The sequence below is a fragment of the Oleiphilus messinensis genome, from assembly GCF_002162375.1.
Classification (GTDB): domain Bacteria; phylum Pseudomonadota; class Gammaproteobacteria; order Pseudomonadales; family Oleiphilaceae; genus Oleiphilus; species Oleiphilus messinensis.
This window is the reverse complement of sequence record NZ_CP021425.1, coordinates 3,277,348-3,301,003: the sequence shown is the minus strand read 5'-3', so window position 1 is coordinate 3,301,003 and position 23,656 is coordinate 3,277,348. Positions and strand designations below refer to the sequence as shown.

General features: G+C 43.6%; 27 protein-coding genes. 19 read left to right on the top strand and 8 right to left on the bottom strand.

The features are described 5' to 3' along the window. Entirely contained in the window at positions 1–618 is a 618-nt protein-coding gene (locus OLMES_RS14375; RefSeq protein ID WP_087461903.1) for a transglycosylase SLT domain-containing protein, read from the bottom strand. A 322-nt stretch (positions 619–940) separates the two neighbouring features. Here OLMES_RS14375 and OLMES_RS14370 point away from each other — a divergent pair, with 322 nt between their 5' ends. The 12 genes from OLMES_RS14370 (at position 941) to OLMES_RS14315 (ending at position 10,586) form a co-directional block, all read left to right on the top strand. Next, positions 941–1,714, top strand: a complete 774-nt coding sequence (locus OLMES_RS14370; RefSeq protein WP_157678317.1) for a PEP-CTERM/exosortase system-associated acyltransferase — start codon at positions 941–943, stop codon at positions 1,712–1,714. Positions 1,715–1,984: 270 nt separating this feature from the next. Beyond that, on the top strand, positions 1,985–2,914 hold the full coding sequence (locus tag OLMES_RS14365) for a hypothetical protein (protein WP_198342984.1): 930 nt from the start codon (positions 1,985–1,987) through the stop codon (positions 2,912–2,914). 28 nt (positions 2,915–2,942) lie between these two features. Beyond that, the gene (locus OLMES_RS14360) at positions 2,943–3,176 is read left to right on the top strand and encodes a hypothetical protein (protein WP_157678316.1); all 234 of its coding nucleotides are present in this window, start codon (positions 2,943–2,945) and stop codon (positions 3,174–3,176) included. A gap of 101 nt (positions 3,177–3,277) precedes the next feature. Beyond that, positions 3,278–4,099, top strand: a complete 822-nt coding sequence (locus tag OLMES_RS14355) for a DUF3450 domain-containing protein (RefSeq protein ID WP_087461899.1) — start codon at positions 3,278–3,280, stop codon at positions 4,097–4,099. After that, on the top strand, positions 4,096–5,484 hold the full coding sequence (locus tag OLMES_RS14350) for a MotA/TolQ/ExbB proton channel family protein (protein ID WP_157678315.1): 1,389 nt from the start codon (positions 4,096–4,098) through the stop codon (positions 5,482–5,484). The genes OLMES_RS14355 and OLMES_RS14350 overlap by 4 nt, the downstream gene beginning before the upstream one ends. Next, entirely contained in the window at positions 5,481–6,050 is a 570-nt protein-coding gene (locus OLMES_RS14345; protein WP_087461897.1) for a MotA/TolQ/ExbB proton channel family protein, read from the top strand. The genes OLMES_RS14350 and OLMES_RS14345 overlap by 4 nt, the downstream gene beginning before the upstream one ends. 161 nt (positions 6,051–6,211) lie before the next feature. After that, positions 6,212–6,622 carry an ExbD/TolR family protein gene (locus OLMES_RS14340; RefSeq protein ID WP_087461896.1) on the top strand — a complete coding sequence of 137 codons (411 nt, stop codon included), beginning with the start codon at positions 6,212–6,214 and terminating at the stop codon, positions 6,620–6,622. Continuing rightward, positions 6,622–7,257: an energy transducer TonB gene (locus OLMES_RS14335; RefSeq protein ID WP_087461895.1), complete on the top strand. Its 636-nt coding sequence runs from the start codon at positions 6,622–6,624 to the stop codon at positions 7,255–7,257. Before OLMES_RS14340 ends, OLMES_RS14335 begins: the two co-directional genes overlap by 1 nt. Before the next feature lie 46 nt (positions 7,258–7,303). Continuing rightward, positions 7,304–8,539, top strand: coding sequence for a tetratricopeptide repeat protein (locus OLMES_RS14330; protein ID WP_157678314.1), 1,236 nt, complete (start codon positions 7,304–7,306; stop codon positions 8,537–8,539). Positions 8,540–8,692: 153 nt separating this feature from the next. Next, positions 8,693–9,148, top strand: a complete 456-nt coding sequence (locus tag OLMES_RS14325) for a hypothetical protein (protein WP_087461893.1) — start codon at positions 8,693–8,695, stop codon at positions 9,146–9,148. 272 nt (positions 9,149–9,420) lie between these two features. Beyond that, positions 9,421–9,822 carry a DUF3135 domain-containing protein gene (locus OLMES_RS14320; RefSeq protein ID WP_087461892.1) on the top strand — a complete coding sequence of 134 codons (402 nt, stop codon included), beginning with the start codon at positions 9,421–9,423 and terminating at the stop codon, positions 9,820–9,822. Then, complete coding sequence (locus tag OLMES_RS14315; RefSeq protein WP_087461891.1) at positions 9,816–10,586, top strand: pseudouridine synthase; 771 nt, start codon at positions 9,816–9,818, stop codon at positions 10,584–10,586. Before OLMES_RS14320 ends, OLMES_RS14315 begins: the two co-directional genes overlap by 7 nt. 41 nt (positions 10,587–10,627) lie before the next feature. Here OLMES_RS14315 and OLMES_RS14310 read toward each other — a convergent pair whose 3' ends face one another. The 3 genes from OLMES_RS14310 to OLMES_RS14300 all read right to left on the bottom strand — a co-directional run bounded on the left by OLMES_RS14310 (position 10,628) and on the right by OLMES_RS14300 (position 13,771). Continuing rightward, complete coding sequence (locus tag OLMES_RS14310) at positions 10,628–11,245, bottom strand: TetR/AcrR family transcriptional regulator (RefSeq protein WP_198342983.1); 618 nt, start codon at positions 11,243–11,245, stop codon at positions 10,628–10,630. A 100-nt stretch (positions 11,246–11,345) separates the two neighbouring features. Further along, positions 11,346–12,170 (bottom strand): exodeoxyribonuclease III, encoded by an 825-nt coding sequence (gene xthA, locus OLMES_RS14305; RefSeq protein ID WP_087464485.1) that lies wholly within the window; start codon positions 12,168–12,170, stop codon positions 11,346–11,348. Positions 12,171–12,307: 137 nt separating this feature from the next. Beyond that, positions 12,308–13,771, bottom strand: a complete 1,464-nt coding sequence (locus tag OLMES_RS14300; RefSeq protein WP_157678313.1) for an HD domain-containing protein — start codon at positions 13,769–13,771, stop codon at positions 12,308–12,310. Positions 13,772–14,158: 387 nt separating this feature from the next. Between OLMES_RS14300 and OLMES_RS14295 the strand changes: the two genes are divergently transcribed. From OLMES_RS14295 to OLMES_RS14275, 5 genes are read left to right on the top strand one after another with little or no spacing between them, the layout of a single operon-like run. Further along, positions 14,159–15,352 carry a SpoIIE family protein phosphatase gene (locus OLMES_RS14295; protein WP_087461889.1) on the top strand — a complete coding sequence of 398 codons (1,194 nt, stop codon included), beginning with the start codon at positions 14,159–14,161 and terminating at the stop codon, positions 15,350–15,352. After that, entirely contained in the window at positions 15,339–15,830 is a 492-nt protein-coding gene (locus OLMES_RS14290) for an STAS domain-containing protein (RefSeq protein ID WP_087461888.1), read from the top strand. The genes OLMES_RS14295 and OLMES_RS14290 overlap by 14 nt, the downstream gene beginning before the upstream one ends. 15 nt (positions 15,831–15,845) lie before the next feature. Next, on the top strand, positions 15,846–16,886 hold the full coding sequence (locus tag OLMES_RS14285; RefSeq protein ID WP_087461887.1) for an NAD(P)H-dependent glycerol-3-phosphate dehydrogenase: 1,041 nt from the start codon (positions 15,846–15,848) through the stop codon (positions 16,884–16,886). Continuing rightward, positions 16,879–17,364 (top strand): phosphohistidine phosphatase SixA, encoded by a 486-nt coding sequence (gene sixA, locus OLMES_RS14280; protein WP_087461886.1) that lies wholly within the window; start codon positions 16,879–16,881, stop codon positions 17,362–17,364. The genes OLMES_RS14285 and sixA overlap by 8 nt, the downstream gene beginning before the upstream one ends. An 18-nt stretch (positions 17,365–17,382) precedes the next feature. Beyond that, a complete protein-coding gene (locus OLMES_RS14275) occupies positions 17,383–18,135 on the top strand; it encodes an alpha/beta fold hydrolase (protein ID WP_157678312.1) in 753 nt (250 codons plus the stop codon). Between the two features lie 29 nt (positions 18,136–18,164). Here the strand turns inward: OLMES_RS14275 and OLMES_RS14270 are convergent, their stop codons facing one another. Continuing rightward, positions 18,165–19,310 (bottom strand): aminotransferase class V-fold PLP-dependent enzyme, encoded by a 1,146-nt coding sequence (locus OLMES_RS14270; protein ID WP_087461884.1) that lies wholly within the window; start codon positions 19,308–19,310, stop codon positions 18,165–18,167. 222 nt (positions 19,311–19,532) lie between these two features. Between OLMES_RS14270 and OLMES_RS14265 the strand changes: the two genes are divergently transcribed. Both OLMES_RS14265 and OLMES_RS14260 read left to right on the top strand, forming a co-directional pair. Further along, complete coding sequence (locus OLMES_RS14265) at positions 19,533–20,069, top strand: NUDIX hydrolase (RefSeq protein ID WP_157678311.1); 537 nt, start codon at positions 19,533–19,535, stop codon at positions 20,067–20,069. A gap of 440 nt (positions 20,070–20,509) precedes the next feature. Continuing rightward, a complete protein-coding gene (locus tag OLMES_RS14260) occupies positions 20,510–21,115 on the top strand; it encodes a hypothetical protein (protein WP_087461882.1) in 606 nt (201 codons plus the stop codon). Here the strand turns inward: OLMES_RS14260 and OLMES_RS29030 are convergent. The 3 genes from OLMES_RS29030 to OLMES_RS14250 all read right to left on the bottom strand — a co-directional run bounded on the left by OLMES_RS29030 (position 21,063) and on the right by OLMES_RS14250 (position 23,423). Beyond that, a complete protein-coding gene (locus OLMES_RS29030; RefSeq protein ID WP_157678672.1) occupies positions 21,063–21,512 on the bottom strand; it encodes an ISAs1 family transposase in 450 nt (149 codons plus the stop codon). The two genes, OLMES_RS14260 and OLMES_RS29030, sit on opposite strands and share 53 nt — an antisense overlap. A gap of 47 nt (positions 21,513–21,559) precedes the next feature. Further along, positions 21,560–22,728, bottom strand: a protein-coding gene (locus OLMES_RS14255) for an IS3 family transposase (RefSeq protein WP_087459752.1) whose coding sequence is annotated in 2 segments (ribosomal slippage) — positions 21,560–22,467 and positions 22,467–22,728 — 1,170 coding nt in all. Because the reading frame shifts where the segments join, the coding sequence is not laid out codon by codon here. A 50-nt stretch (positions 22,729–22,778) separates the two neighbouring features. Next, the gene (locus OLMES_RS14250; protein ID WP_087461881.1) at positions 22,779–23,423 is read right to left on the bottom strand and encodes an ISAs1 family transposase; all 645 of its coding nucleotides are present in this window, start codon (positions 23,421–23,423) and stop codon (positions 22,779–22,781) included. Between the last annotated feature and the right edge of the window lie 233 nt (positions 23,424–23,656).

The following is a 23,656-nucleotide window of genomic DNA, read 5'->3' as shown; positions in this document are numbered from 1 at the left end:
TCAAAACCAGCTACTATCAAGATCCTCTTTGCAGCCCCAGTATTGTGCACTGTAGCGTTTAGATCTTGATTCTACCTTACGCGCTATTTGCTTAAGCCAGAGCTTGTTTTTGTAACTGCCTCTTCTGAACCCGCCATGGCCTTCATGGTAGTTTAGATATTGATTGTAAGCATCCCACTTGGAGACTTTGTTAATTTGATTGGAGCGGTGCATATACCAACCCACAAAGTCGATTGCATCTGTGAAGTCATCACGGTCTGCAAACCAGTGGTCTGTTTGCGCCAGATATTCACCCCATACTGCATCTTTGGCTTGTGGATAGCCAAAAGCATCACTTTTTCGACCAATCGGAATGATCCATAAAAAGTATTCCATCGGCGGAGCCGCATCTGCAACAAAGCTTGACTCCTGGTGAATAATCGCCATGGGAATATGGATCGGAGCCCCCCATTTTTCCCGGGTTTCCAGTGCGGCATCATACCAATCAGGATATTCTTCGAATATAGAGCAGATATTGTCCGGTTTTCGCGGGGGGCTTGCAGTACAAGATGCGAGCATTGCAATGGTTAATGCACAGCAAATTGATTTATAAAAGCGGTTTGCCACAGATTTTGTCATAATTCTGACTGCTATTTCACCAAATGTTGTTTTGATTTGTTTTAAACTGTAGTGGTTCGTTTAACACGTGTAAGGTTTAAATTGTGATACAGAGCACAAAATATAACAGGATGTTATGTAACTGAATGAGTACCCACAACATTTTTATGAAAGTATTCCGGTCTAATTGATAATTGCCGCCTAATATCCTCATTATGTAATATCTTGCTCTGATTTGTCAGCTTTTGTTGTCTGGTGTCGTAAAGTTCGTTGGCGTGCCCGGTTTCAGGATGATCGGAAGACCGTTTATACTCAATAAGACAACGTGGAGGTTAAAGCCGCTATGGGATTGCTTGCCGATAGATTTACAAAATATTTTTCACTTCAATTCGCTCACACTGAGTCGCTGAAAGAAAGAGCGTTTGAAATTCGTCATCAAGTATACTGTGAAGAGCTGGGGTGGGAACCGACAAACCCGACAGGTAAGGAAATGGACCCGTACGACGGGCATTCACTGCATTGCTTGTTACGTCACAATCCATCTGATCGTTTTATAGGCTGTATCCGCTTGGTCAACAGTATTTCTGTATTGGGAAGTCACTCTGTCCCGTCAGAGTTTCACCTGATGGATCAAGAGGATCCTGAGTACGGTGGTTTTAATTACCCCAAAGGCCTGTATGGTGAAGTGTCCCGGCTTGCTATTATTGCTGATTTTCGACGTCGTCAAGGTGAGCGAGGAAGCCCTTTTCCGCAGGCCGAGTTTGAAGAGTACAAACCCTGTGAGGAGGAGCGTCGTAGTTGTTCATATATGGCGTTCGGGTTATATCTTTCTGGAATAGTGCTCTCCAGTTTTTTGAAACATCAGTATTTTGTAGCTACTATGGAACCTAAGCTACATGTGCACCTGAGAAGAGCTGGTTTACGCTTTCGTCAGGTAAGTCCGCTGTTTGATTTCAATGGACAACGTGCAGTTTATTGTGCTGATCGCATCGAGTTGATTAACGGACTAAATGAAGATATGCGTGAATTGCTCAGTGTAATCCAGTACCAGCTCAAGCGAGATCTGGTTGCTGATGCACAACATTCATTCCCTGACGTGGTAAAGACCATGTCGTAAATGAACTATGTCGTAAATGAACTATGTCGTAAATGAACCAGGGAGGGTCAGCGTGTGCAACGTCCAATTCCAAAGCCGAGCTGTCAGTGGGAAAGCCCAGAGTCAGGTTTTTTATCGACACAAGTCATCTCATTAGCACGTTGGTCCCCCAGTTATGGCAATAGCCAGCCATGGAAATTTCGCATAGTTGCCAATAACAAATTTGAAATTCATATTCGGTCAGATCATTCAAAGTCCGCAAACGCAGCAAAGCACGCTGAGTGTAATCAGATGGGCATGCTCGAAGTTGGTGGGCTGTTTGAAATTGTTCGGATTGCATCTTCTTTACTTAAGCACCGAGTCACGATTCAAAAAGTTACAGCGGATCCGCACCCGATTTATTGTGTTAATTTAACCTTCGATAATACTGCACTTTCTGATTCGCTAGCGCCGTACATTACTACCCGGAAAACCTGTCGCGGTGGTATGCTGAGCCGTCGTATCGAAGATGCCATATTACAAGAGCTTTTCCAGGAACTGCCGCCAGGCTACGAACTCAGGATGATCTCCGGATTGTCGGACCGGTTAATGATGGCAACGCTATTGACCCAATCGCGAAAATTAGCGTTTGATTTACGAGATTATGCCTGCGTGTCGCCGGAGTCAGTTGATTGGAAAAAAGGCTACAGCACGGGAAAAGTTCCGGAGTATGCGTTAGGGTTAAGCGCCAGTGGTGCACGTCACTATGAGCAGTTATTTTCCGACAAACACTGGCTCAAGATATTCCGCCATCCACTTACAGATGCCCGTTTAAGCTGGAGTTTGGACGTTAAACCTGCGTTTCGTTGCAGTTGTTTTTTTGCTTTGATCAGGAATCAAAAAAGTTCCCAAAACCTCACCGCAAATGCATTGCCTTCCTTTCAGGATGGTGCAGCAATGATTCGTTTCTGGTTAGCTGTGACTAAATATAAATGTGTGCTCCAACCGTTGCAACAGCCCCTGGCCCTTGCAGAAATGGGTGTTGAGCACCCTGTAGAACTGAGCTCGCGACGGCACTCCCATGAAGCACTTCTAATTCGGGATCGGTTACATAGTTTATTCAATCTCCCAAATGCTCAAACGAACGAAAACCTTATTTTTATGGGACGTTTAGGCATGCCAAAAGCTCCGGTTCAATATAGAGCTGTTCGCAAAGAGCTTAGTCAGTTGTTAATCCCGTGATTTGCAACACCGAACGTTTGACTTACCTTTGCACTATAAGAATGATGCTCAACGAGCGGCTATTATTGGGGATGCCGTACGAGACCTGATGGACTTTGCCGCACAGCAAGGTAAAGCGGTGGTGATCGAAAAGCTGGATTTTCAGCAGAAGAAACGGCAATACCAAAAGCAGAATCATCCTCAGTATGCCCGCATGTTGAATGCCTTTTCTTACGGCAAGATCAAGCCGCGCACCTTGCGCTGTAGGGATAGGCTCGTTTAAACCTTGAGTAGGATTAAGCAGGTTTATGAAAACGGTGTGCTATACTAAATTCAAAATTATCCACGCTTTAAGTCGTATCGACTGATCTCTTTGGAGCCACCATGTTTTTTGCCCCCCAGTTTATGCTCTTGGGAGCGTTTTGCCGTTATCTAAATTTTTGGGTTTCTGGATTGTCGCTGTTTGCAATTTGTTTACTGACAATTGAAGGCGTTAATGCGGCGCAGCAAGTCGAGAAAATAATTGAGTCCGGGAAGAGCAGCATTTCGAAGGCACAATCCGTGCAAAAACAAATTGAGGTAATGGATGATCAGAGAGAGCTGGCTTTTATCAAATATCGTCAACTGCTTGAAGAAATTAAAGGCCTGCACACTTATGTGAATTTGTTGCAAAATCAGGTGAATGATCAGGAATCTGAAATCGTGACGTTGAAAGGTGCGGTATCTGATGCGACGGGTATAGAACGACGGATTGTACCGCTCTTGAAAGAAATGATAGATGGCTTGGATCAGTTCATAACATTGGATATCCCATTTCTGATTGAAGAGCGCAGAGCGCGAATTGTCCGTTTACGTAGCATGATGCGGAGCGGAGAGATGAATACGGCGGGTAAATTACAACGGGTCTTAGAGGCTTATCTACAAGAGATTGAGTATGGCCGGACCATTGAATCCTACGCAGGAGAAATTACGGTAGATAACAAAACTGTTTCAGTCCAGTTTATTCGATTTGGTCGATTGTCGCTTGCCTACAGGACACTCGATGGGCTCTCAGTCGGCGTTTGGTCTGTGCCGAACCAGCAATGGGAAAAACTGGACCCATTAGAGTATGGTGCGGATATTCACAATGCGATTCAGGTCGCGAAGAAACAAACCGCGCCCGGTTTACTCCGTATGCCGATCACCCGGGAGGTCACGGAGCAATGAAACAGTTAGGAAAAGTACTGACTTTAATCATCATAATCCTGTCTGTGTTGCAAAATAAAGCTCAGGCGGAATCCGCTGATGTTTTGAATCTTGATAAACTGCTGGAACGGATTAAAGAAGGTCAATTAGTCGAACGCAAGCAGGACACAGAACGGGTTACCCGTTTCAAGCGTGAACTTGATCAGCAGGCGCAATTGTTAAAAGAAGCTGAACTGGAACGAGACAAACTCCTGAAATCATCCAGTGAGTTGGAAGAGCAGTTAAAAACTAACCAGGAGCAAATTAGTCAACTCAGAACAGATCGAGATGAAAAGTTAGGAGAATTGAAAGCGCTGTTTGGTGTTTTGCAACAGACCGCAATTGAGAGTAAGGCGGAATTTAATGATTCGCTAACCCAGCTTAATTACCCTGAGCGAACGGCGTTTCTGGACAATTTCAGCGATAAAATGAGTAGAGCATCAGCTTTGCCATCTGTTGATGAAATTCGAAAACTTTGGTTTGAACTCGCGCTTGAAGTCACTGAGTCTGGGCGCATTACCACATTCACGGCTGACTATCGTTCCGTTCATGGAGACCTGCATAGCGCAAGAGTGACCCGGTTAGGGGTGTTCAATATAGTGAAAGATGGCGCCTATTTAAATTATGATCCACAAACCGGTAAGTTGATTGAGTTGGCTGCTCAGCCAGCGGATCGGTTTGTTGATACGCTATCTGATTTGCCGACCCCCCAACAGAAAACCTTTCCGCTTGCTTTAGATCCATCTCGTGGTCAGCTTTTGGAAATGTTAACTCAACTACCTGATTTTGAAGCGCGTATCAGGCAAGGCGGAATCGTGGGCTACATCATCATTGCCCTGGGAATGGTCGCTGTACTGATTGCTCTTGAGCGTGGATTCATGTTGCTGCTGCTCTCGTTTAAAGTCCGCTCACAATTACGTCGTCCAGATAAACCTGGAAACAACCCGCTAGGAAGAATATTGGCTTGCTACAACAACAACTCGAATGCCGATTTGGAAACGCTGGAGTTGCGAATGGGGGAGTTAATGCTAAGAGAAATTCCCACGATCAATCGCCGTGTCGCGGCATTGAAAATGATTGCTGTTGTCGCTCCGTTGTTAGGGTTATTGGGGACGGTGACCGGCATGATCGTAACGTTCCAGAGTATTTCATTGTTTGGAACTGGTGATCCCAAGTTGATGGCGAGTGGTATTTCTCAAGCTTTGATTACAACCGTGCAGGGGTTATCGGTAGCAATCCCTGTACTTTTGTTTCATGGCCTGGTAGCGGCAAAAGCTCGTGGAATCACGGAAGTACTTGAGTATCAAGCTGCTGGATTAATAGCAGAACAGGCCCAGTTCAATTCAGCAGAATCGAGTCTTTCATGAGTGCCTTAGATTTACTGCTATTGCGTGCATTTCAGGATGTGCGCTATTTTCTGGAGCAAGGCGGTGTTGTACTCCAAATTATCCTGATTGTTACGTTCATCCTCTGGGTTTTGATCGTTGAACGGTTAATTTTCTTTGGCATTCACTATTCTTCGGTGCGAAAAAAAGCAGAACTTCTATGGGAGTCGTTGCCAATTCATCACCGCCATGAAAAAAGTCGAGCTCAATTACGTCGGGATCAGTGGATCGCGAACCGTTCAAGAGATCGAATTGTTTCGGTAATCGGTCTGCAGTTGCACCGCAATATTGCCCTGATTAAAGTACTTGTACTGATTTGCCCATTGTTGGGCTTGTTAGGCACAGTAACTGGTATGCTCGATATTTTTGCTGCAATCTCTACTCATGGGCATGGTAGCGCAAGAGCAATGGCAGACGGTATTTCAAAGGCAACGTTGCCGACTATGGCGGGTATGGCGACGGGGATCGTGGGCGTTATTGCGATTACGCTTCTGAGTCGTTTTGCCGTGAGAGAAAAACTTAAGCTATATGATCATTTAACGATTTAAATGATGCCATGGAACAATGGAACAATGGAACATAGTAAATGAGCTGCTTAGTTGATGAGCTGCTTGGGTGATATGCAACGTGGGTGATATACAACATGGTTGGTGCACACTCTGTTTCCAGAGCCATGAAGTCGTGTTAGCACGGCAATAAGAGATCAAATATGCGTAGATTCAGTTGGCAGAACCAAAGTACAGAAGATGATTCAGGTATCGACGTTACGCCTATGCTTGATGTCGTTTTCATATTACTAATTTTTTTTGTTGTCACCGCTACATTTGTCAAAGAAAGTGGGATCGATGTTAATCGGCCTGTAGCGTCCACAGGAGTTGCACAAGAAAGCGCTGCGATTTTGGTCGGGATTCGGGAGAATGATGAAGTATGGATTGATGGGCATTTGGTGGAGATCTACAGCGTGCGCCCCTTAATCCAAAGATTGTCATCGGAAAATCCCCAAGGAAGCGTTGTTATTCAGGCTGATAAAAATGCACGCACGGAAGTGTTAATTCAGGTTATGGACGCAGCTCGGGAAGCCGGTGTGGAGAATGTTGCGATTGCAACGGAGTCCTATTGATGGGGGGTAAGTATAAATATCTGTTATCCCTTTTAATGGCTTTGGTCCTGGGGGCACTTCTTTCCGGCCTCATGGTCTGGGGCCTGCAATCCATTATTTACGGTCAAAATTTGACAGTGGGTGAAAAGTCCGGTCGCGGTATGCTTGATTTTGTTCGAATAAAAAAAACAGAAGTCGTCCAACAAAAGCAGGAACGAATTGAAAAGCCAAAACCGCCGAAAACACCGCCGAGTCAACCTCGACTGCCCGAACTTTCTGTTGACTCACCAACTCAAGCTCAGCCCATGCCTGTTAGTCAGCCCTCAATAAAAGCGCAGATTCAAATGAGCGATATTGGATTTAATCTGGGGGCAATGGTGGAGAGCGAGTATCTGCCCATTCTCAAAATAGCACCGGTTTATCCGCAAAAAGCGTTAAACAGAGGGGTAGAGGGAATCTGCACTGTTGAGTATACCGTGGCCCGGGATGGTACAGTGCGTGATGTTTCTGTTGTTGAATCTGCTTGTGATAGTTGGTTATTTCGCAGACCGTCGGTAGAAGCAGCCAAAAAGTTCAGATATCAGCCGAAAATACAGAACGGCGCTCCGGTTGAAGTTAAAGGTATGCGTAATCAGTTTACTTACAAAATTGAATGAAAATCTCTTTTAATTATGTGACACCGATTGTTAAGTGACACCATAAATGAAAAACATCAATGAGCGCTTTTTATGTCTCTGGTTCATCGCGTACATGAGCCTGTTCTGCTTGCCGGCCCATGCAGCAGGCGAAGCTTTGAGGGAGTTTGTCTATCGAGGTCTAGAGCAGGCCCGACAACAAATCAACGACGGGAACTACCAGCAAGCTCACGAGTCTTTGGCTAAGTGGCATAAAAGAAGCGGACTTAAGTCATATGAGCGTGCACAAATCTGGAATTTAACCGCGTTTTTGTATTACAACGAGAGTGAGCTACCACAAGCAATCCTCTATTATCAAAAAGTACTGGATGAAGCTGAGGCGCCAATATCTTTGAAGCAGAGCACCATGCGAACATTGGCGCAACTGTATTATGCCGAGGAAAATTATCGACAGGCCATTAAGTTTATCGATCAGTTAGGTCAGGACCAGATAATAAATAGCCCGGATTTGTTGGAAGTGAAGGTGTATTCGCTGTATCAACTTGAACTTTATCCTGAAACATTAAAAAGTCTGGATGTTTTGCTCTCGTCTTTTTCTTCGCGAATTCCGGGCAAACAGGAAAATTGGCTGAACTTAAAACAGTCCTGTTATCTTGCATTGAATGACTATGAAAGTGCACTGAAGGTCGTTAAAAAACTGTCCGAAAAATTCCCGAAAACACGCTATTTAAGAAGCTTGGCTGCACTGTATTCTCAAACCGGTCGCAGCAGGGAGCAGCTGGCTGTATTGGAAGGCTTGTATACCGCAGGCTATCTCGTAGATGAAGCCGACCTGGATTTATTGGTGTTGTTGTATTTAAAACACGGCTTGCCGGAACGAAGTGCTGGGCTTTTGCAAACGCAATTTAAGGCGGAGATGCTCAAACCTACCCAGAAAAGAGAGCGTCAGTTAGTGAATAGTTTAATTGCTGCTAGAGATATCGATGGTGCAATGGAGCGTCTCGATAGACTACTCAAGCGCGAGTTTTCCGCAGAATGGCTCGCGTTGAAAGTGCGTTTACTGGCCAAACAAAACGAATGGCAAGTGCTAGTGGATACGTATGAAAAGATTAAATCTAGAGAAACTGGCCGTTCACAAGAGTTTGCTGAAGATATTAAGCTTTTGTACGCCGTAGCACTTTTTAATACAACGCGTTTTGTCGATGCTCAAAAAGTATTGAGTGAATTGGCCCGCAATCCAAAATACACAGAGCAAGCCCAGCAGTGGTTATCCTACGTTCGAGCTCAAATAAATTCTAATTAAGACTTTTAAGCTATTAAATCAGGAATACCAGTTGCTTTATTAATGATAATGATTATCATTAAATCAATTGATTTCACGTACCTCCCTATGTGACGACATCAGGTCAGGTGCGACTTTGAATGTAAATTGATATTGCAAACGGAGATTGTGAATATGACTCAGTTAAGAACACCGAGCTGTATTTATCCCACTTACTATCAAAAGACTGATGCACACTATTTATCAATTGAAGACCTGGAACGGTCTGATGATGTGTATCAGGTATCATTAAATTCTCTGCGAGGCCTTCTGGCTTGCTGTCAGCTGAATAAACTACCTATAGAAGCACTGTTTTGGGGGCCCAACTGGAAGCGCTTGGGTCTATTTCGTAGCTGTTTACGGTTAAGTAATGGAGAGTTTCTCATAACAACCCATGTCTGCTCGGACGTGGTCTGTCGGGAGTATATCGGCTATGCCTGGATTATGTCTGATGACACGACAGGATGCTCAGTGATTGTTTGCTATAGCAAATCGAAAAAACCGCTATACACTTTCAAGCTGAATAATCACTCAACTCGTGTGGAGAGGAATGTTTGGGAGCAGATTGCCATGCTGGTGTTGTCGAGCTAAGCGATTTCATCTTATTGATTTATCGATCTATTTAGAAACAAATTTAAAAACAATGTTACATAAGGTTACAAACAGGTCTGTTTTTGTCATAATGCGTCTGAAAGCTGTACAATTAAAGAGCAATTTTGAGCGGCATTTGCGGTTGAAATAGAGTAAACCTAGTTCAAAATATTGCGATTTAAATCGATCATGATCTATTTAGGTGATTCCATGAGCGAGTACAGTCTGATTGGTAGATCAAGTAGTAGATGTATTAGCGAGGCCAAGTAAAAATGGAGCTACCTGACTTTGATGTAATGCTGGAAATGGCTAAGCAAGATCCAGAAGCTTTGGAAGCGCTGCGGAAGTCACTTGTTGAAAAAGTAATTGCAACAGCGGATGATCGATACAAGCGTAAATTGAAGGGGCTGCAATTCAAAATTGATATGGAGCGTCAACGCGCACGCACGCCTCTTGCGACCTGCCTTGCATTGTCTGGTATGATGCATGACTCGTTTTATCGCTTGAACGATTCTCTCAATGAATTTCGGCAGCTCAGTTTGAACGCAGATATTGAATCCCCAACCTCCGCGGAGGGTGCAGTATTTCAAACCGGGCAGAATGCTAGCTATAAATGCGATGTGATCAATTTGGATATGTATCGACAGAGTAATGAAGACGTAATTGAATGTTGAGTACTTCGCATTCCCGGACATCTCTTCCGGTTATTTTTCAAGATGAAAGCTTGATTGTAATTAATAAACCCGCAGGGCTTTTAGTTCATAAAAGCCCGATTGATCGCCATGAACATCAATACGCGATGAAGATGGTTCGGGATCAGATAGGGCAGTGGGTATATCCGGTTCACCGTCTCGATAAACCCACTTCAGGCGTGCTGGTTTTTGCGCTCCAGCCGGAAATTGCCCGGGAATTAGGGCTTCAGTTTATGAGCCAAAGCGTAAAGAAGCGGTACTTGGCGGTGGTTCGAGGTTTTACAGCTCTTGGGGGCATCATCGATCACCCCATTAAAGAAACCGCAATGTTCAAGAGCGATAAAAAGAAATACGAAGAAAAGACAGCTAAAGACGCAGTGAGTTTGTACCACCAATTGGCGCGCCTTGAAGTTAATGAGCCGATTGATCGTTACCCCTGTGCTCGATACTCACTTCTCGCGGTACACCCGCTCTCTGGTCGACAGCACCAGATAAGAAGGCATTTGAAGCATTTATCTCACCCCTTGATTGGTGATGCGAAGTATGGGAAAAGTATTCACAATCGCTTCATAGCTGACTATTTTGGCGTTAGCAGATTGCTTTTACATTGTCATCAAATGCGTTTCAGACATCCGACAAAAAGAGAAATTCTCTTTCTCGAAGCGCCGATTGATGATGATTTTCGGCGTATACTCCAAGTGGGGTCCTGGGAAACCGGAACACACTTGAATTCGATTTTAACTTAACGAGTCACCTCAATTTTTTATCGCTTATCAAGCCTATTTTGTTATAAATAGGTTGTACTCATTTCCTGAAAATGCGTTCTGGCGTCATTTCGAAGATAGGGCACCATCAAAGACATCACCTGAAAGACACCTTTTCCGAGATCAATAGCATCACCATCGGCACCTCGGCTCACCATTTCATAACTGATCCAATAAGTAATCGTGAGGACGATACTGTGGCAGGTTGCTTTAATCTCCTGATCCGTAGCTTCAAGCAATCGTTGTTGTTGTAAACTACTGAGGATTGTGATCGACGCGGTTAGTTTTTTGTCCAGGATGCGTTTAAAGCGATTTGCAATTTTGGGGTGCTTTGAAAGTACGTTAACCAGATCTTGATATAGAAAACGAAACTCCGCTATTTTTTCGAAAACAAGATGCAAAAATAACCACTGATCTTCAAGGCTGATTTCGACTTCCGGAACATCGAGTAATTCCATCATTTGTGATTCATAACGATTGAATAGTTCGCTGAGGATCTCAGTTTTGTTTTTATAATGGTAGTAGAGATTTCCCGGACTAATGTCCATTTCGTCTGCGATTTGTAACGTTGTCACATTCGGCTCACCGAATTGATTAAATAGAGCAAGGCTCGTGACAATAATCCTCTCTCGGGTTTTCATAATAGTGATAACATCCTTGAAAACAGGTAACCAAGATAATAATGTTTGGTGATTTCTTATTCAAATTCTATTCCAAAAGCATCCATGCTCGGTGGGCAGATTATTCGAAAACTGCCGAGACAGGACAATGGTCAGATGGTTTCTCCATGCCCCTGATATGATAATCTATTGCACAGTCTGTGCACCTTGTGAGCAGGGGCGAAGTGGTCATAATCAGGTCGATCCTCAGTCCGCGCCTGGGTTCTCGTTCAAAGCCTTTACTGCGATAATCAAACCAGCTATAAAACGCCTGGCTTTCCGGATTGAGATGTCGGTAACTATCCGTTAATCCCCAATTTTCCAGTTTTGAGAGCCATTCGCGTTCTTCGGGCAAGAAGCTGCATTTTCCGGATCTTAGCCAGCGTTTACGGTTTTCCTCTCCAATGCCAATATCGAGATCCGTTGGAGAGATATTAAAATCTCCCATGACTACAACATTGTCATTAGGCGTAAACGAGTCATTCAGGAAATTCAGAAGGTCTTCATAGTATTTTCGCTTGGCGGGAAATTTGACTGGGTGATCTCTCCCTTCGCCTTGTGGAAAGTACCCGTTGATAACATGAATTATGGAACCATTGATTTCATAACTGTTTGCGATAAGGCGTTTTTGGTCATCATCAGTGTCGCCAGGAAAGCCTTTTCTGAGTTGCTTCTCCAATACGGATACGGTCTTGGGGTTGCTCAGCAACGCGACACCGTAGTGCCCTTTTTGACCGAAGTAATCCACTTGGTATCCTAGTTTTTCGATGGCATCGCGGGGAAACTGGGCATCATCAACTTTTGTTTCCTGAAGCCCGATGATGTCAGGTTCGCGGGTATTAATCAGCTCTTCCAGCTGATGTAGCCTGGATCTTAATCCGTTTACATTGAATGAAACGAGTTCCATAGTTTTTATTCCAGTGTTTAGATTTTGTATACCAGAATGTGGTGCGTCTGAGAGCGATGTAGCCCAGATAGATGTAGCCAAGATCGACGCACCAATAGTCGAAGTGCCTAAATGCGTATTTTTTACATTCGGCTTCGTTAAAATGGCTTCTGATAGAAATGGACAATTGTACCGTCTGAGAATTTTTGAAAAAAGCTACTGACTTCCGATATTTGTTGTAAATCCCGCTCACCCGTAATTGGATTTTTGGTTAGAACCTTAATTTTGTCGAAGTTTTCCCGGATATTGGAAAATCGGGCTTTCATGGTGCAGGTTACGATATGATCGTCGTCGATTTTCAATTGTTTCGCCAAATCGTGACGGATCGCATCGACTTCGTTCAATTCGATATTTTCTTCGGTCTTGAGGTGTTTCAATTTAATCCTTTGCGTGATGCAACTTGAGTAACTTTTTTGAACTGAGCGAGCGTGAGTTCTGAAGGCTTCCCAAAAGAAATGATCTGTGAGATCGCAGAAGTTTTGCATATCACTGAGGCAACAATCTATGTGATCAAAAATAGAAGGGTCGGAAAGTACTTCATTGATCGCTTCTCGAAGAATGAAGTCAAACCCAAGCGCGGTCTTGTGAGCGTAAACCTGACGATACATTTGATGGCGACTGTAAACGAAATCTTCCAAGGCTCCGAGACCTTTACGGGTGATCGCCAGGCCCAGCCAAGGGGCTTCCAGATCCCATCCGAACCGAAGATTGCTGAGCAAATGATCGAGATTGTAGCTTCCTATACTAACAGAGGAGTGAAAGCCATCCCTTAGCATATAATCTGCACGATCTGCGTCGACCTCGCCCGAGACGATTCCGGACAAAAAATTTTGCACCATATAAGCAATTTTAATATCGCTGTTTTTCTCCTTGTCGACGTCTGCGAACGTATTCGGGTCTGCAATAAAGCCCCAGAATGCACGAGCATATTCGATAAAGCGAGCTGTAGGTTGTACTTCGGTCGTTTCCATTAAGCCCAAAACATCCAGTGGATCGATACCATACTGGATGAGTTGAATGTCATTAAAAATCTCAAAAGCACATCGGATGGAGTAATGTTCGTGTTCCAGTTTATCTGGCGCATTGTTGTACACTTGCTTAAAATCGACGTCTTTCCAAAGTTCATTGAATCGGCCCGACTTGGCCATCAATTGTTTAATCTGTGTCGCTTGAGTAAATTGATGGGAGAAGCTTGAGTGTCCACTGTCATGCAGTAAGCAGGCTAATCTTATTATTTTTGAAAAATAGTCAATTGATTGAATGTGAAGACGGGTTAGCTCTCGCTGTTGCCGGTTTTTCCGGTCTCTGAGATAGGCATCTATCATTGCGGAGAACATACGTGTGCCGACATGCATAACGCCGATGCTATGCAAAAAACGAGAGTGAGTTGCACCAGGGAAAACCAGAGAAAGGATGTCATTCTGGCAAATATTTCTAAGACGTTGGAACAGTGCATGATCAATTACCCGCATTTCATGCTCAAACAGAGCAATACCGCCATGAACCGGGTCCATTATCAATTTGTCATGTCCACCCATTAAGTCTAAAAACACTGATTCCATTGAATGACCTTAGCTTGGAGTCGTCGCTGAAGCGCGACTGAAAATATGACTGAAGTTGTAATTAATCAATTAAAGCCATCGAAAACCGAAGGCTCTTTTGGCGTAGAGTAGATAATAGTAGAAAATCGCTATTCAGTTCATGTGAAAACGGTCGATTTAAACCTATACTGACGGTATAGCACTGGGGATACCTCGTCGTAAAGGTTTTTTAGTCATGCACCGTAACGGCTTTAATGCCACTCAGATTAATTTGCTAACAAGGTTCATTGGCAATTTAGTTTAGGTTGCCACCTATTTTTTCGATCCTTGTTAAATTTGTATGGTGGCCCCAGATTATATAAAGCGCTGTAGAACTATTTATTCAATGAAAGAAGTGAGAGCACGTTAATGCCGGTTTCCACCGAAAGGGTATTGGTTATCGATAGTGAGGAATTTAGTCGAGATGCCCTAAGTAACTATCTAATATCAAAGGGGTATTATGTCTATTCGGCATCTTGTTTGATGGAGGCTACCAGTGCGATTGGAAAAGAGCGACCTGACCTTGTATTCGCTGATGTTGATGCTCAAAATATGCAGAGTCTAGTGAAAGCGTTGAATTCGGACAAACACTATATTCCTGTCGTTGCGCTGGGTGAAACTGCATCTGCAAATGATGTGATTTCTTTGCTACGCGCCGGAGCCGCAGATTACCTTCTGAAGCCACTGAATGATTTAATGGACGTGGATCAGGTGCTTGTGAAATTGTTTGACCGTGTCCGCCTGTTTCGTCTGAATCAACGATATCGAAGGGAACTTGAAGAGGCTAATAAAGAGCTCAAGAGTGGGATATCTGAGCTTAAAGCAGACCAAAATGCTGGACTGAAAGTACAAATGAAAATGCTCCCTGATCATGATCAGGTCATTGAGAATATATTTTTTGATCATTTGATCAAGCCATCACTATTTCTTAGCGGTGACTTTTTAGATTATTTCCGGCTTGATCGGGAGCGTTTGTTATTTTACATAGCCGATGTTTCCGGGCACGGAGCATCTTCTGCTTTCGTAACCGTTCTATTGAAGAATTTGACCAATAGATTACTGCGGAATATGCGCAGGGGGTCGAGTGACGACATTTTGTATCCTGATCGATTCCTGATGCGGGTTAACAAAGAACTAATGGATACCAGCTTGGGAAAACATCTCACCATGTTTGTGGGGATCATTAACGTACATGATCGTACGTTGACTTATGCGCTCGGGGCGCATTATCCGATGCCAGTCATGGTTACAGAACAGGACACATATTATCTTGAGGGCAGCGGAATGCCGGTTGGTTTGTTTGATGAGCCAGAATTCAATGTTTACGAAATTGGCTTGGAATACAATTTCCGTATGGTTATGTTTTCTGATGGAATATTGGAAATAATGACAGAGCCATCTCTTGCTGAAAAAGAGAAAAGACTGCTTGAACTTATTCGAGAAGGCAGTCAGACTATTGAGCAGTTGAGTGCGCAATTCAGGCTCAATGGATTGAACGATTTACCGGACGATATCGCAATTTTAACTCTAGCTGAAGTGTGCCAAAAAAATGCCCAGCTTTAAAATTCTACAAGCCGAAGTGCAAGGAATTTACGTTTTAAAGTTCATTGGAGAAATTCGGCTTAATTTGTGTTCAACTCTCGATAAGATTATTGAGGGAATGGTTTCGAATCCTGACTTTAAAACGGTTGTTGTGGATTTGACTGAAACTTCTATCGTGGACAGTACAACTTTAGGGTTGCTGGCAAAAATTGCCGTCGCTGCAAAAGATAGAAGCAATTTTATGCCGACGCTGTTGACCACAAATCCAGATGTAACCAAAATTGTTGAGTCAATGGGCTTTGATAGAATATTTTTTATCCTTACAGAGTCTGCGTCTGATATTCAGACGCTACAGGAAATACCGGTTTCCGGTGCCAGTGAAGCAGAGGCCAAGGAACAGGTGCTTGAAGCCCATCGTGTTTTGATGAAAATGAATAAGCGAAATTGGGACGAGTTTAAAGATCTTGTTAAGGCTCTGGAAGGCGAAGCAGAGATTTAGAAGGTTCCAATTTTAATGACAGAACAAGCTTTTATTAGTGTGCTCGGAGGGGGAAGCTTCGGGACCGCGATTGCCAACATAGCGGCTGAAAATGGGAATCGTGTACGACAGTGGATGCGTGACCCGGAAAGAGCTGCAGAAGTTAACCAATTGCACGAAAATACCCGTTATATGCCCGGGTATTCACTTCACGAAAATTTAATCGCATCGACGGAAATTAAAGAAATAAGCGATGCCGAGATTATATTTTTCTCGATACCGAGCAAGTCATTCCCTCAGGTAGTTGATCAGGTTAGGCCTTATATCAGCAAGCATCAAATGCTTGTAAGTACGACGAAAGGAATTCAGGGCGATGGATTTCGACTGATGAGTCAAGTGCTTGCCGATGCATTTCCGGATAACCCTATTGGCGTCATCAGCGGCCCTAATCTTGCCAAAGAAATCGGGCAGCACCAGCTTACGGCGACGGTGATTGCCAGTGCATCGAATCAGGTTAGAACACGCTTGCAAGAAGTTCTCGGATGCCGTTATTTCAGAGTATATGCAAATAGTGATGTATTCGGGGTTGAACTCGGTGGTGCATTGAAAAATATTTACGCAATTGCCTCCGGTATGGCCGCTTCTCTTGGTATGGGGGAAAACACGAAAGCCATGCTCATCACCCGTAGTTTGGCTGAAATGAGTCGCTTTGCTGAAGCATTGGGTGCCAACCCCTATACCTTTTTAGGGCTTGCTGGCGTTGGAGACTTGATCGTGACATGTACCTCTAGTTTGAGTCGAAATTACAGGGTGGGATACGCTGTGGCAAAAGGGGAGGCCATTGAAGAAGCAGTTGATGATCTAGGTGAAGTGGCTGAAGGTATCAACACGTTAAAGATTGTAAAAGACAAAGCTGAGGAAATGGGGATCTACATGCCACTGGTCTCAGGTTTACACGGTTTGTTGTACGAAAAGAAAGAATTGTCAGAAGTCATCGATGAGTTGATGTTGGCTGAACAGAGCACAGATGTTGACTTCGTTTTATCCCGTGAGGAGCATCTAAAGCATCATGAGTAGTGAACCATGTCGGCTTTTTGTTTTTCGGCATGGCGAAGCGTCATTCCGGGCTGCCACAGATTTTGAACGGTTATTAACACCAAACGGAGTTCGCCAGACTGAGAAGGTTGTCGCTCACTTGAGTGAAGCATTTAACGACCTTGATCAAGTGAGTACGGAGCTGTGGGCGAGCCCCCTGTACCGGGCTCAGCAAACAGCACAGCTGGTTTCGAGTCATCTCGATTTGCCTGTGCAAACAAGAGACTATTTGACGCCCGATGATCATCCTGTGGCGGTTGTTGATAACTTGATTGCTGCCAAGTCGACACCGCGCAACTTGATTCTTGTATCGCATATGCCGTTGGTGTCCGGACTCATTGCTTATCTGCAGGAAGGTCACGTTCGTCCACAATATTCATTTCAAACAAGTGAATGTGTTGTTCTTGAAGGTTCGGACATGTTACCTGGTTGTATGACAATAAAGCAGTCATTCTACTGACAACCGGTCTCAATTAAAGTGTTTCGGAGCATTATTTGTGGCGTAGCGCTAATCCTGTTACTCGGTATCGGTTTGGTCTCCTGTGCAACCAAGACCACAGCGTTGCAATCTACGGCTTATATTGAGTCAGAGTGTGTCGTTTTGGTGCATGGTCTTTGGCGCTCCGGGGCTGCAATGCAACCGATTGCCGAAGTCCTGAATCAGTCTGGTTACAATGTTGTTGTTATTGATTATCCATCCACCCGCTTAGCAATCCCGTCTCTTGCTCGCACGTATATCCATGAAGGTGTTCAGGAGTGTGCTGATAGTCATCCGACTAAAATCCATCTTGTGAGTCACTCCATGGGAGCCATACTAATCCGACAGTATCTGCAGGATCATATGTTGCCCTCTGGCTCAAAGGTCGTGATGCTAAGTCCGCCTAACCAAGGGTCTGAATTATCTGAGCGATTTGCGGGTAGGTGGTGGTTTGACGGTGTGGTGGGCCCTGCGGCCAGCTCGCTGACTCAACATGGAATTATTTCCAGGTTGGCGCCTTTAACGGTTCCGGTCGGTATCATTGCCGCAAAACGAAATTGGAGTCTTTGGCCGGATGCGTTGTTGCCGGAGCCTAATGATGGAACCGTTTCCCTTTCGAGCATGGCTTTACCAGAAATGAATGACTGGATCGAGATTGAAAGTGGCCATGCGATGATGCGTTTCAATTCTGCTGTTCAAGCACAGATTCTGCACTTCCTTCAACATAGTCACTTTCTGCACACAGGCACCTGATGTCGCTAAGTTGAGCATTAAAGATGTGCTCAAATTAACGAAGTTACTTGATCCAAGGCTGCCTCCAATTGTGTGATTGGCGTGTAAAAGTGCGGTGAAAACCGTATGCCACCCCCGCGATAGGCACAAATAATGTTGTTCTGCATCAAGGTCTGATGAAGTGCGCTATGTTGCGGTTTGTCAAGATGGTTCACTTTGAAGGTGATAATACCAGAACGTTGTTCCTGTGCTGCCGGACTAAGAATGGATATGTCCTTAACCTTGGTGAATTTACGGTGGATAAATTCTATTCGCTCCTGAATATTTTCATAAATCGTAGCGACGCCAATTTCTAGAATTAAATTCAGGCTTGCGTTTAAGGCGTGAATCCCGAGCATATTTGGACTGCCACATTCAAAACGAGTCGCGTCATTAGCAGGTTCCCATTCAGTAAGGTCATAATTACCACGGGCATTAACCATATGCCAACCAAATTGATTCAAATCGAGTGTTTCAATGAGTGATTGTCGAACGTAAAGCAGGGCAAGACCTTCTGGGCCGAGCATCCATTTATGCCCGTCTGCAACAATAAAATCAGCACCAATAGTCTGGTTGTCAAACGGAATCGCGCCCAGGCTTTGGATAGCGTCTACGCAAAATAGTGTGTCCTGGGTTCGGCAAGCGATTCCAATACGCTGAAGATCTACTCGAACCCCTGATGCATACTGAACAGAGCTAATGGATACAAGCTTTGTACGTTGGGTTATGTTGTCACAAATTGTTTGGGTGGGATCGTCTGTATTATCAATATTGACGGTTTTTACGGTTACACCTTTGGTTTCAAGCGATTCCCAAACGATTCTATTCGATGGAAATTCATGATTGCTAATCAGAACCTCATCTCCGACGGTCCAATTAATCCCGTACGCAATGATCGATAGCGCTTCAGATGTATTTTTTGCCAGGGCTATTTCCTGGGTGGAGCTGGCATTGATTAAGGATTTTAGCTTTGTGCGAAGCTGTTTCTCGGTATTGAGCCATTGAGGGTAGTGTGTTGCACCGTATTCAAGATTTTCCTGGGCAAACTGATTGACCGCTTCTGTTGTCACTTTAGGCCAGGGCGCGACGGCGGCGTGATTGAGATAGGTCACATTTTCAATGATAGGGAATTGTTTTAGTAAATCTTGGTTTATCATAGTGGCGAGATTCCAATCTGGTTCGTTGCAAACATAAATAACAACGTTAAGAAGTGCAAGGGTTCAGGTATATCAGGAGGTTGTAAATAATCACTAATGAGCCTTTTCCGAGGATAAAATTGATCATAGGCTACACTTTAAGACGATTTCCAGTTTGAGGGGATGATGATGGGGGCGGGGGTATTACCATTTTGTATTTTGGATAAAACTGTTTATTTTTTAATGCAGACTACATTCAGCGGACGTAAACAGGGTTTCCTCAATGACTTTGGCGGCGGTTCAGAACCCTCTGAAACTCCGATTCAAACTGCAGCACGTGAATTCGTGGAAGAGACAGAAACGATGTTTCTGGAATCAAGGGAGTTTCTTTTTGCATCTGATCTTGGTTTACCCTTTTGTACCGAGGAAAGAGTAAAGGCACAAACCAAGGTAATGACTGATCTCATGGAGGAATCAATTTGCAAACATCCAACTTGGCGTTGTTCACGAGCTCAGAGAGTCGGAAGATCAAAAAAAGATTGGGATACGTTTTTCGTCGAGGTTTATCATCGTGATGTGGAGCCGATGAATGTATTGTGGGCGAATGATAAATTGGGCGTTTTCAGGAAACGTCGAATGTTGCACTGGGTCGAGGGTAAACAACTCCTTGGGTTTTATCAAAGTCAACCAGAACGTTTGTGGAAAAGAGTGCGGGAGTTGGAGTGTGCAGATGTGGTGATTGCTTCAATTTTGAAGGAGAGTGGTCGCAGTGTTCAATGAAATACATAGTCGGGGGCAGTGTAAACAGAATAGCCCATAGTGGGTTGTAAGTCGTTTAGTGGTAAACTTGCGATGCGATTCTATTTCGGGATAACCTGTCTCGGACTCGCATACAAATTAACGAAGAAATGATTTTCCAATGGCCCCTGTCACAAAGCGTACCAATGATGAATTACTTACCATTTGATTATATTGAGCCTGTATTTAGGCCTCCTTCTGAGGCGAAGTCACTTATTCTGCAAGTTACGAATGGTTGCTCTTATAATAAGTGCACATTTTGTGATTAGTACAATAAAAAATATATACCAAAACTGATAAGAATATGAGCCAGAATCAAGGATTTGGCTTTTTTTATATCTTTTAAAGATATATAGTGCAATAAAAAACATACTATTAGTGTGAGGGTCTTGGTGCTACATAGCATTTCTTTGGAAGCGAGCTTGTCTATCGATAATACTGGGAGCAAAGTTTCTTTGCCGGTAGTGATAACAACCGATGGTTTACTTAAGAGTTTTCTCGATTACTTGGTTGTTTATCGCACATTATCAAGAAGTTGGATTGATCGCAGTGTGTTTGCGGTTCGGCTTTTGATTGATTATACGAAGCAAAACGAAAGTGCGTTTGATAACAAGTTTGAACTCTTCAGGGAATTTTCTAACTCTTTGTACACAGGAACCATTGGGGAGGATGGAAAAGACCCAAGTTGGCTCCGTTGGAAACCACGTCATGAAAAAGATGCTGCGTTTTTAATTGGTCTTATTACTAAGTATTCCGACTGGCTTGCCCAGCAGAATGAAAACAAAGATATTCAAATTAACCCAAAGGTTAAGCCATCAAACTATGAACAATGGATGAACTTAGCCGCACATTTACATAAAAAGAGAAGGGCTTTTCTCGCCCATTTGTGGAGTAATAAACCTGCCAACGAAAGTTCTCGCTATGTTACGCCGCGTACATCTTCAGTTATAGAAAAACAGGGCAACCTAGCAATAATTAACCAAATAACAATTTTTCACGAAAGGTATCGTCCACGGCAGAAGCCATAACTCGGTGCTTTTTCCGTTTTATCGTGCTGTCCTTAGTTAACAAGTTCATGCAATACCTCTTAATCATGGTTAAGTTTAGGGGCCCGTTTGCTGAATGAAGTGTACTATGGTCATCACCGTAAACAACGTCCAACCACCAATGCAATGGATTCTCAACCTGCCAATGAGAACGTATAGCCTTCGCTGCTTTCCTGGCATTAACTTGAAGTGAAGAGATATACCATGACGATTGTTCTTGGATCGATACTCCAATTGTGCGCTTCCTTTCAACCAGAATAACTGACTTTAGCCCTCGCCATTCGGCTTTGTTATCTACCCAATCGGTCAAAGCAAAGTGGGTATATTTTCGTTGTTCAAGACGCCCGTGACCCTTATCAATTTCCTCATACGTTTCAATGCTTACATTGTCGAAGTGACGTGGTCAAGCAAAATTGTACAACCCAGTTAAGCTACTTTTCTTAATTCAACCATTTCTTTTTCAAACTGTACCGGACTTCTGTAATCGAGGTACGAATGCAGCCGCTCATTGTTATAAAACACAGAAATATATTCCAGGATGTCCCGCTGAGCTTCAGCTCTTGTTTGATAGCTTTTCCACTGAACTCGCTCCTGCTTTAAAGTGCCAAAGAAACTTTCAACGACGGCATTATCCCAGCAGTCACCCTTCTTACTCATGCTGCCTTTAAAACCATGTAGTTTAAGAAGTTTTCTAAAATCCCTGCTGGCATACTGTGAGCCGCGATCAGAGTGGTGTATTAGCCCAGCTTCAGGGCGACGCTGCCAAACTGCCATTTTGAGCGCATCACAAACCATTTGCGCTTTCATGCGTGAGCTCATATTCCATCCAACTACTTTTCTAGAGTAAAGATCTATCACTACCGCTAAATACAACCAACCTTCCTGTGTCCAGACGTATGTGATATCGGACGCATAGACCTGGTCAGGCTGCTCAACAGCAAACTCACGATCGAGAAGATTATCGAAAACCGGCTGCTTATGGTTGCTGTTTGTCGTTACTTTGTATTTCTTCTTGTGTTTGACTTTTATTCCCGCTTCTTTCATCAGTTTTCTGGTTTTGTTCCGGCCAACCGGGTAACCCAAAACATTTAATGCTGTTTTCATCCTGCGATAGCCATAGGTATCATCACTTGATTTGGCTATATCTTGTATCCACTCAATCATCTCCGAATGAGTCGGATCATCAGGTTTATTGTCTTGACGCTGTAAATAGCTGTAATAGCCTGAGCGCGTTACACCCAATTGCTGGCACATAATGCCAACGGGCCACACCTTTTTATGCTGGGTGATGAAAGCGTATTTTACTTTGCTTCCGTGGCAAAAAAGGTGGCCGCTTTTTTTAATATATCGCGCTCCATCTTTAGTCGTTTGTTTTCTTCTCGCAAACGACGAAGCTCTTCCTGCTCAGGCGTCAGTTTTCCATTTCCACGAAACGCATGACCGTCATCATTTTCATGCTCTTTAATCCAACGTCCAAGCACATTTGGATTAATGCCAAGATTTCTTGCCGCTTCTGCCTTCGAATAGCCTTGATCTATTACCAAGCTAATCGCATCTAATTTAAATTCTTTTGAGTACTTCTTTCTTACAGCCATTTTTCACTCCAGTTTTGAGGATTATCTCTTAACTGGTGTGTACAAATCTATTAGACCACGTCAAAGCCTTCTCTGCATTGGAGATGATGGAACGCTTTTATCTCATTAAACAGACGTCTCTGGTTACCTTTTATCTGAAGAACATAGTCATTCTTACTCTCTATTATTTTTGAGGCGATAGCTTTTTGGCACCCCATTGCATCCGTTGTTATTACAGCTTTGCGTGCATCAAGGAGATCAATAACCTCTGGAATCGTTTTTATTTCGTTCTTTTTGCCTTTTGATTCAAGTGCCGCTAGCGTGATTCCGTACTGTGACGACCAGGCACTTATAACGTGTAGCGCTTCTGTAGACGATGTCGCAGTGCCTTTCATTGTTTTGCCATCAATTGCAATACAATCTCCGTCACTGCAATATTTTTGCGTTTTGGCAAACTCATCAAATACATCTATCAGCGATTGCGGCTTTATTGAACACAGTAAATATCTCAGTGTTTCAGGGCACGGAGCCCTCTCCAGTTTTACAAATTTGTTGAACCAATCTAACTTGAGTCTTGCAAACTCACACATCTCATCAACGGAGTCATAGCCGCTGAGTACCGATGCGAATATGATCAATAGTAGGCTATCCAGAGAATACACTTGGTTTTTATCATTTCGAGGATCCGAAATGATGCTAAATGCAGCTAATTCCATTGTTCTACCTCCCTTTTTGTTGGGAGTGTAACAATTAACGAGTTAAATTCAGATATTTAAGCTTAAATTGATCAATTATTGCTAGGTTGCCCTGTATAGAAAAAAACGATGACACAAAATCATTTCCGGAAGGGAAAATAGATGATTTATTGTGGAATGGGTTTGTTCGATATGGGTGCGAAACAAGTGATTTAATTCATGAAAGGCTGGACTTAAAGAATGTATTGATAACA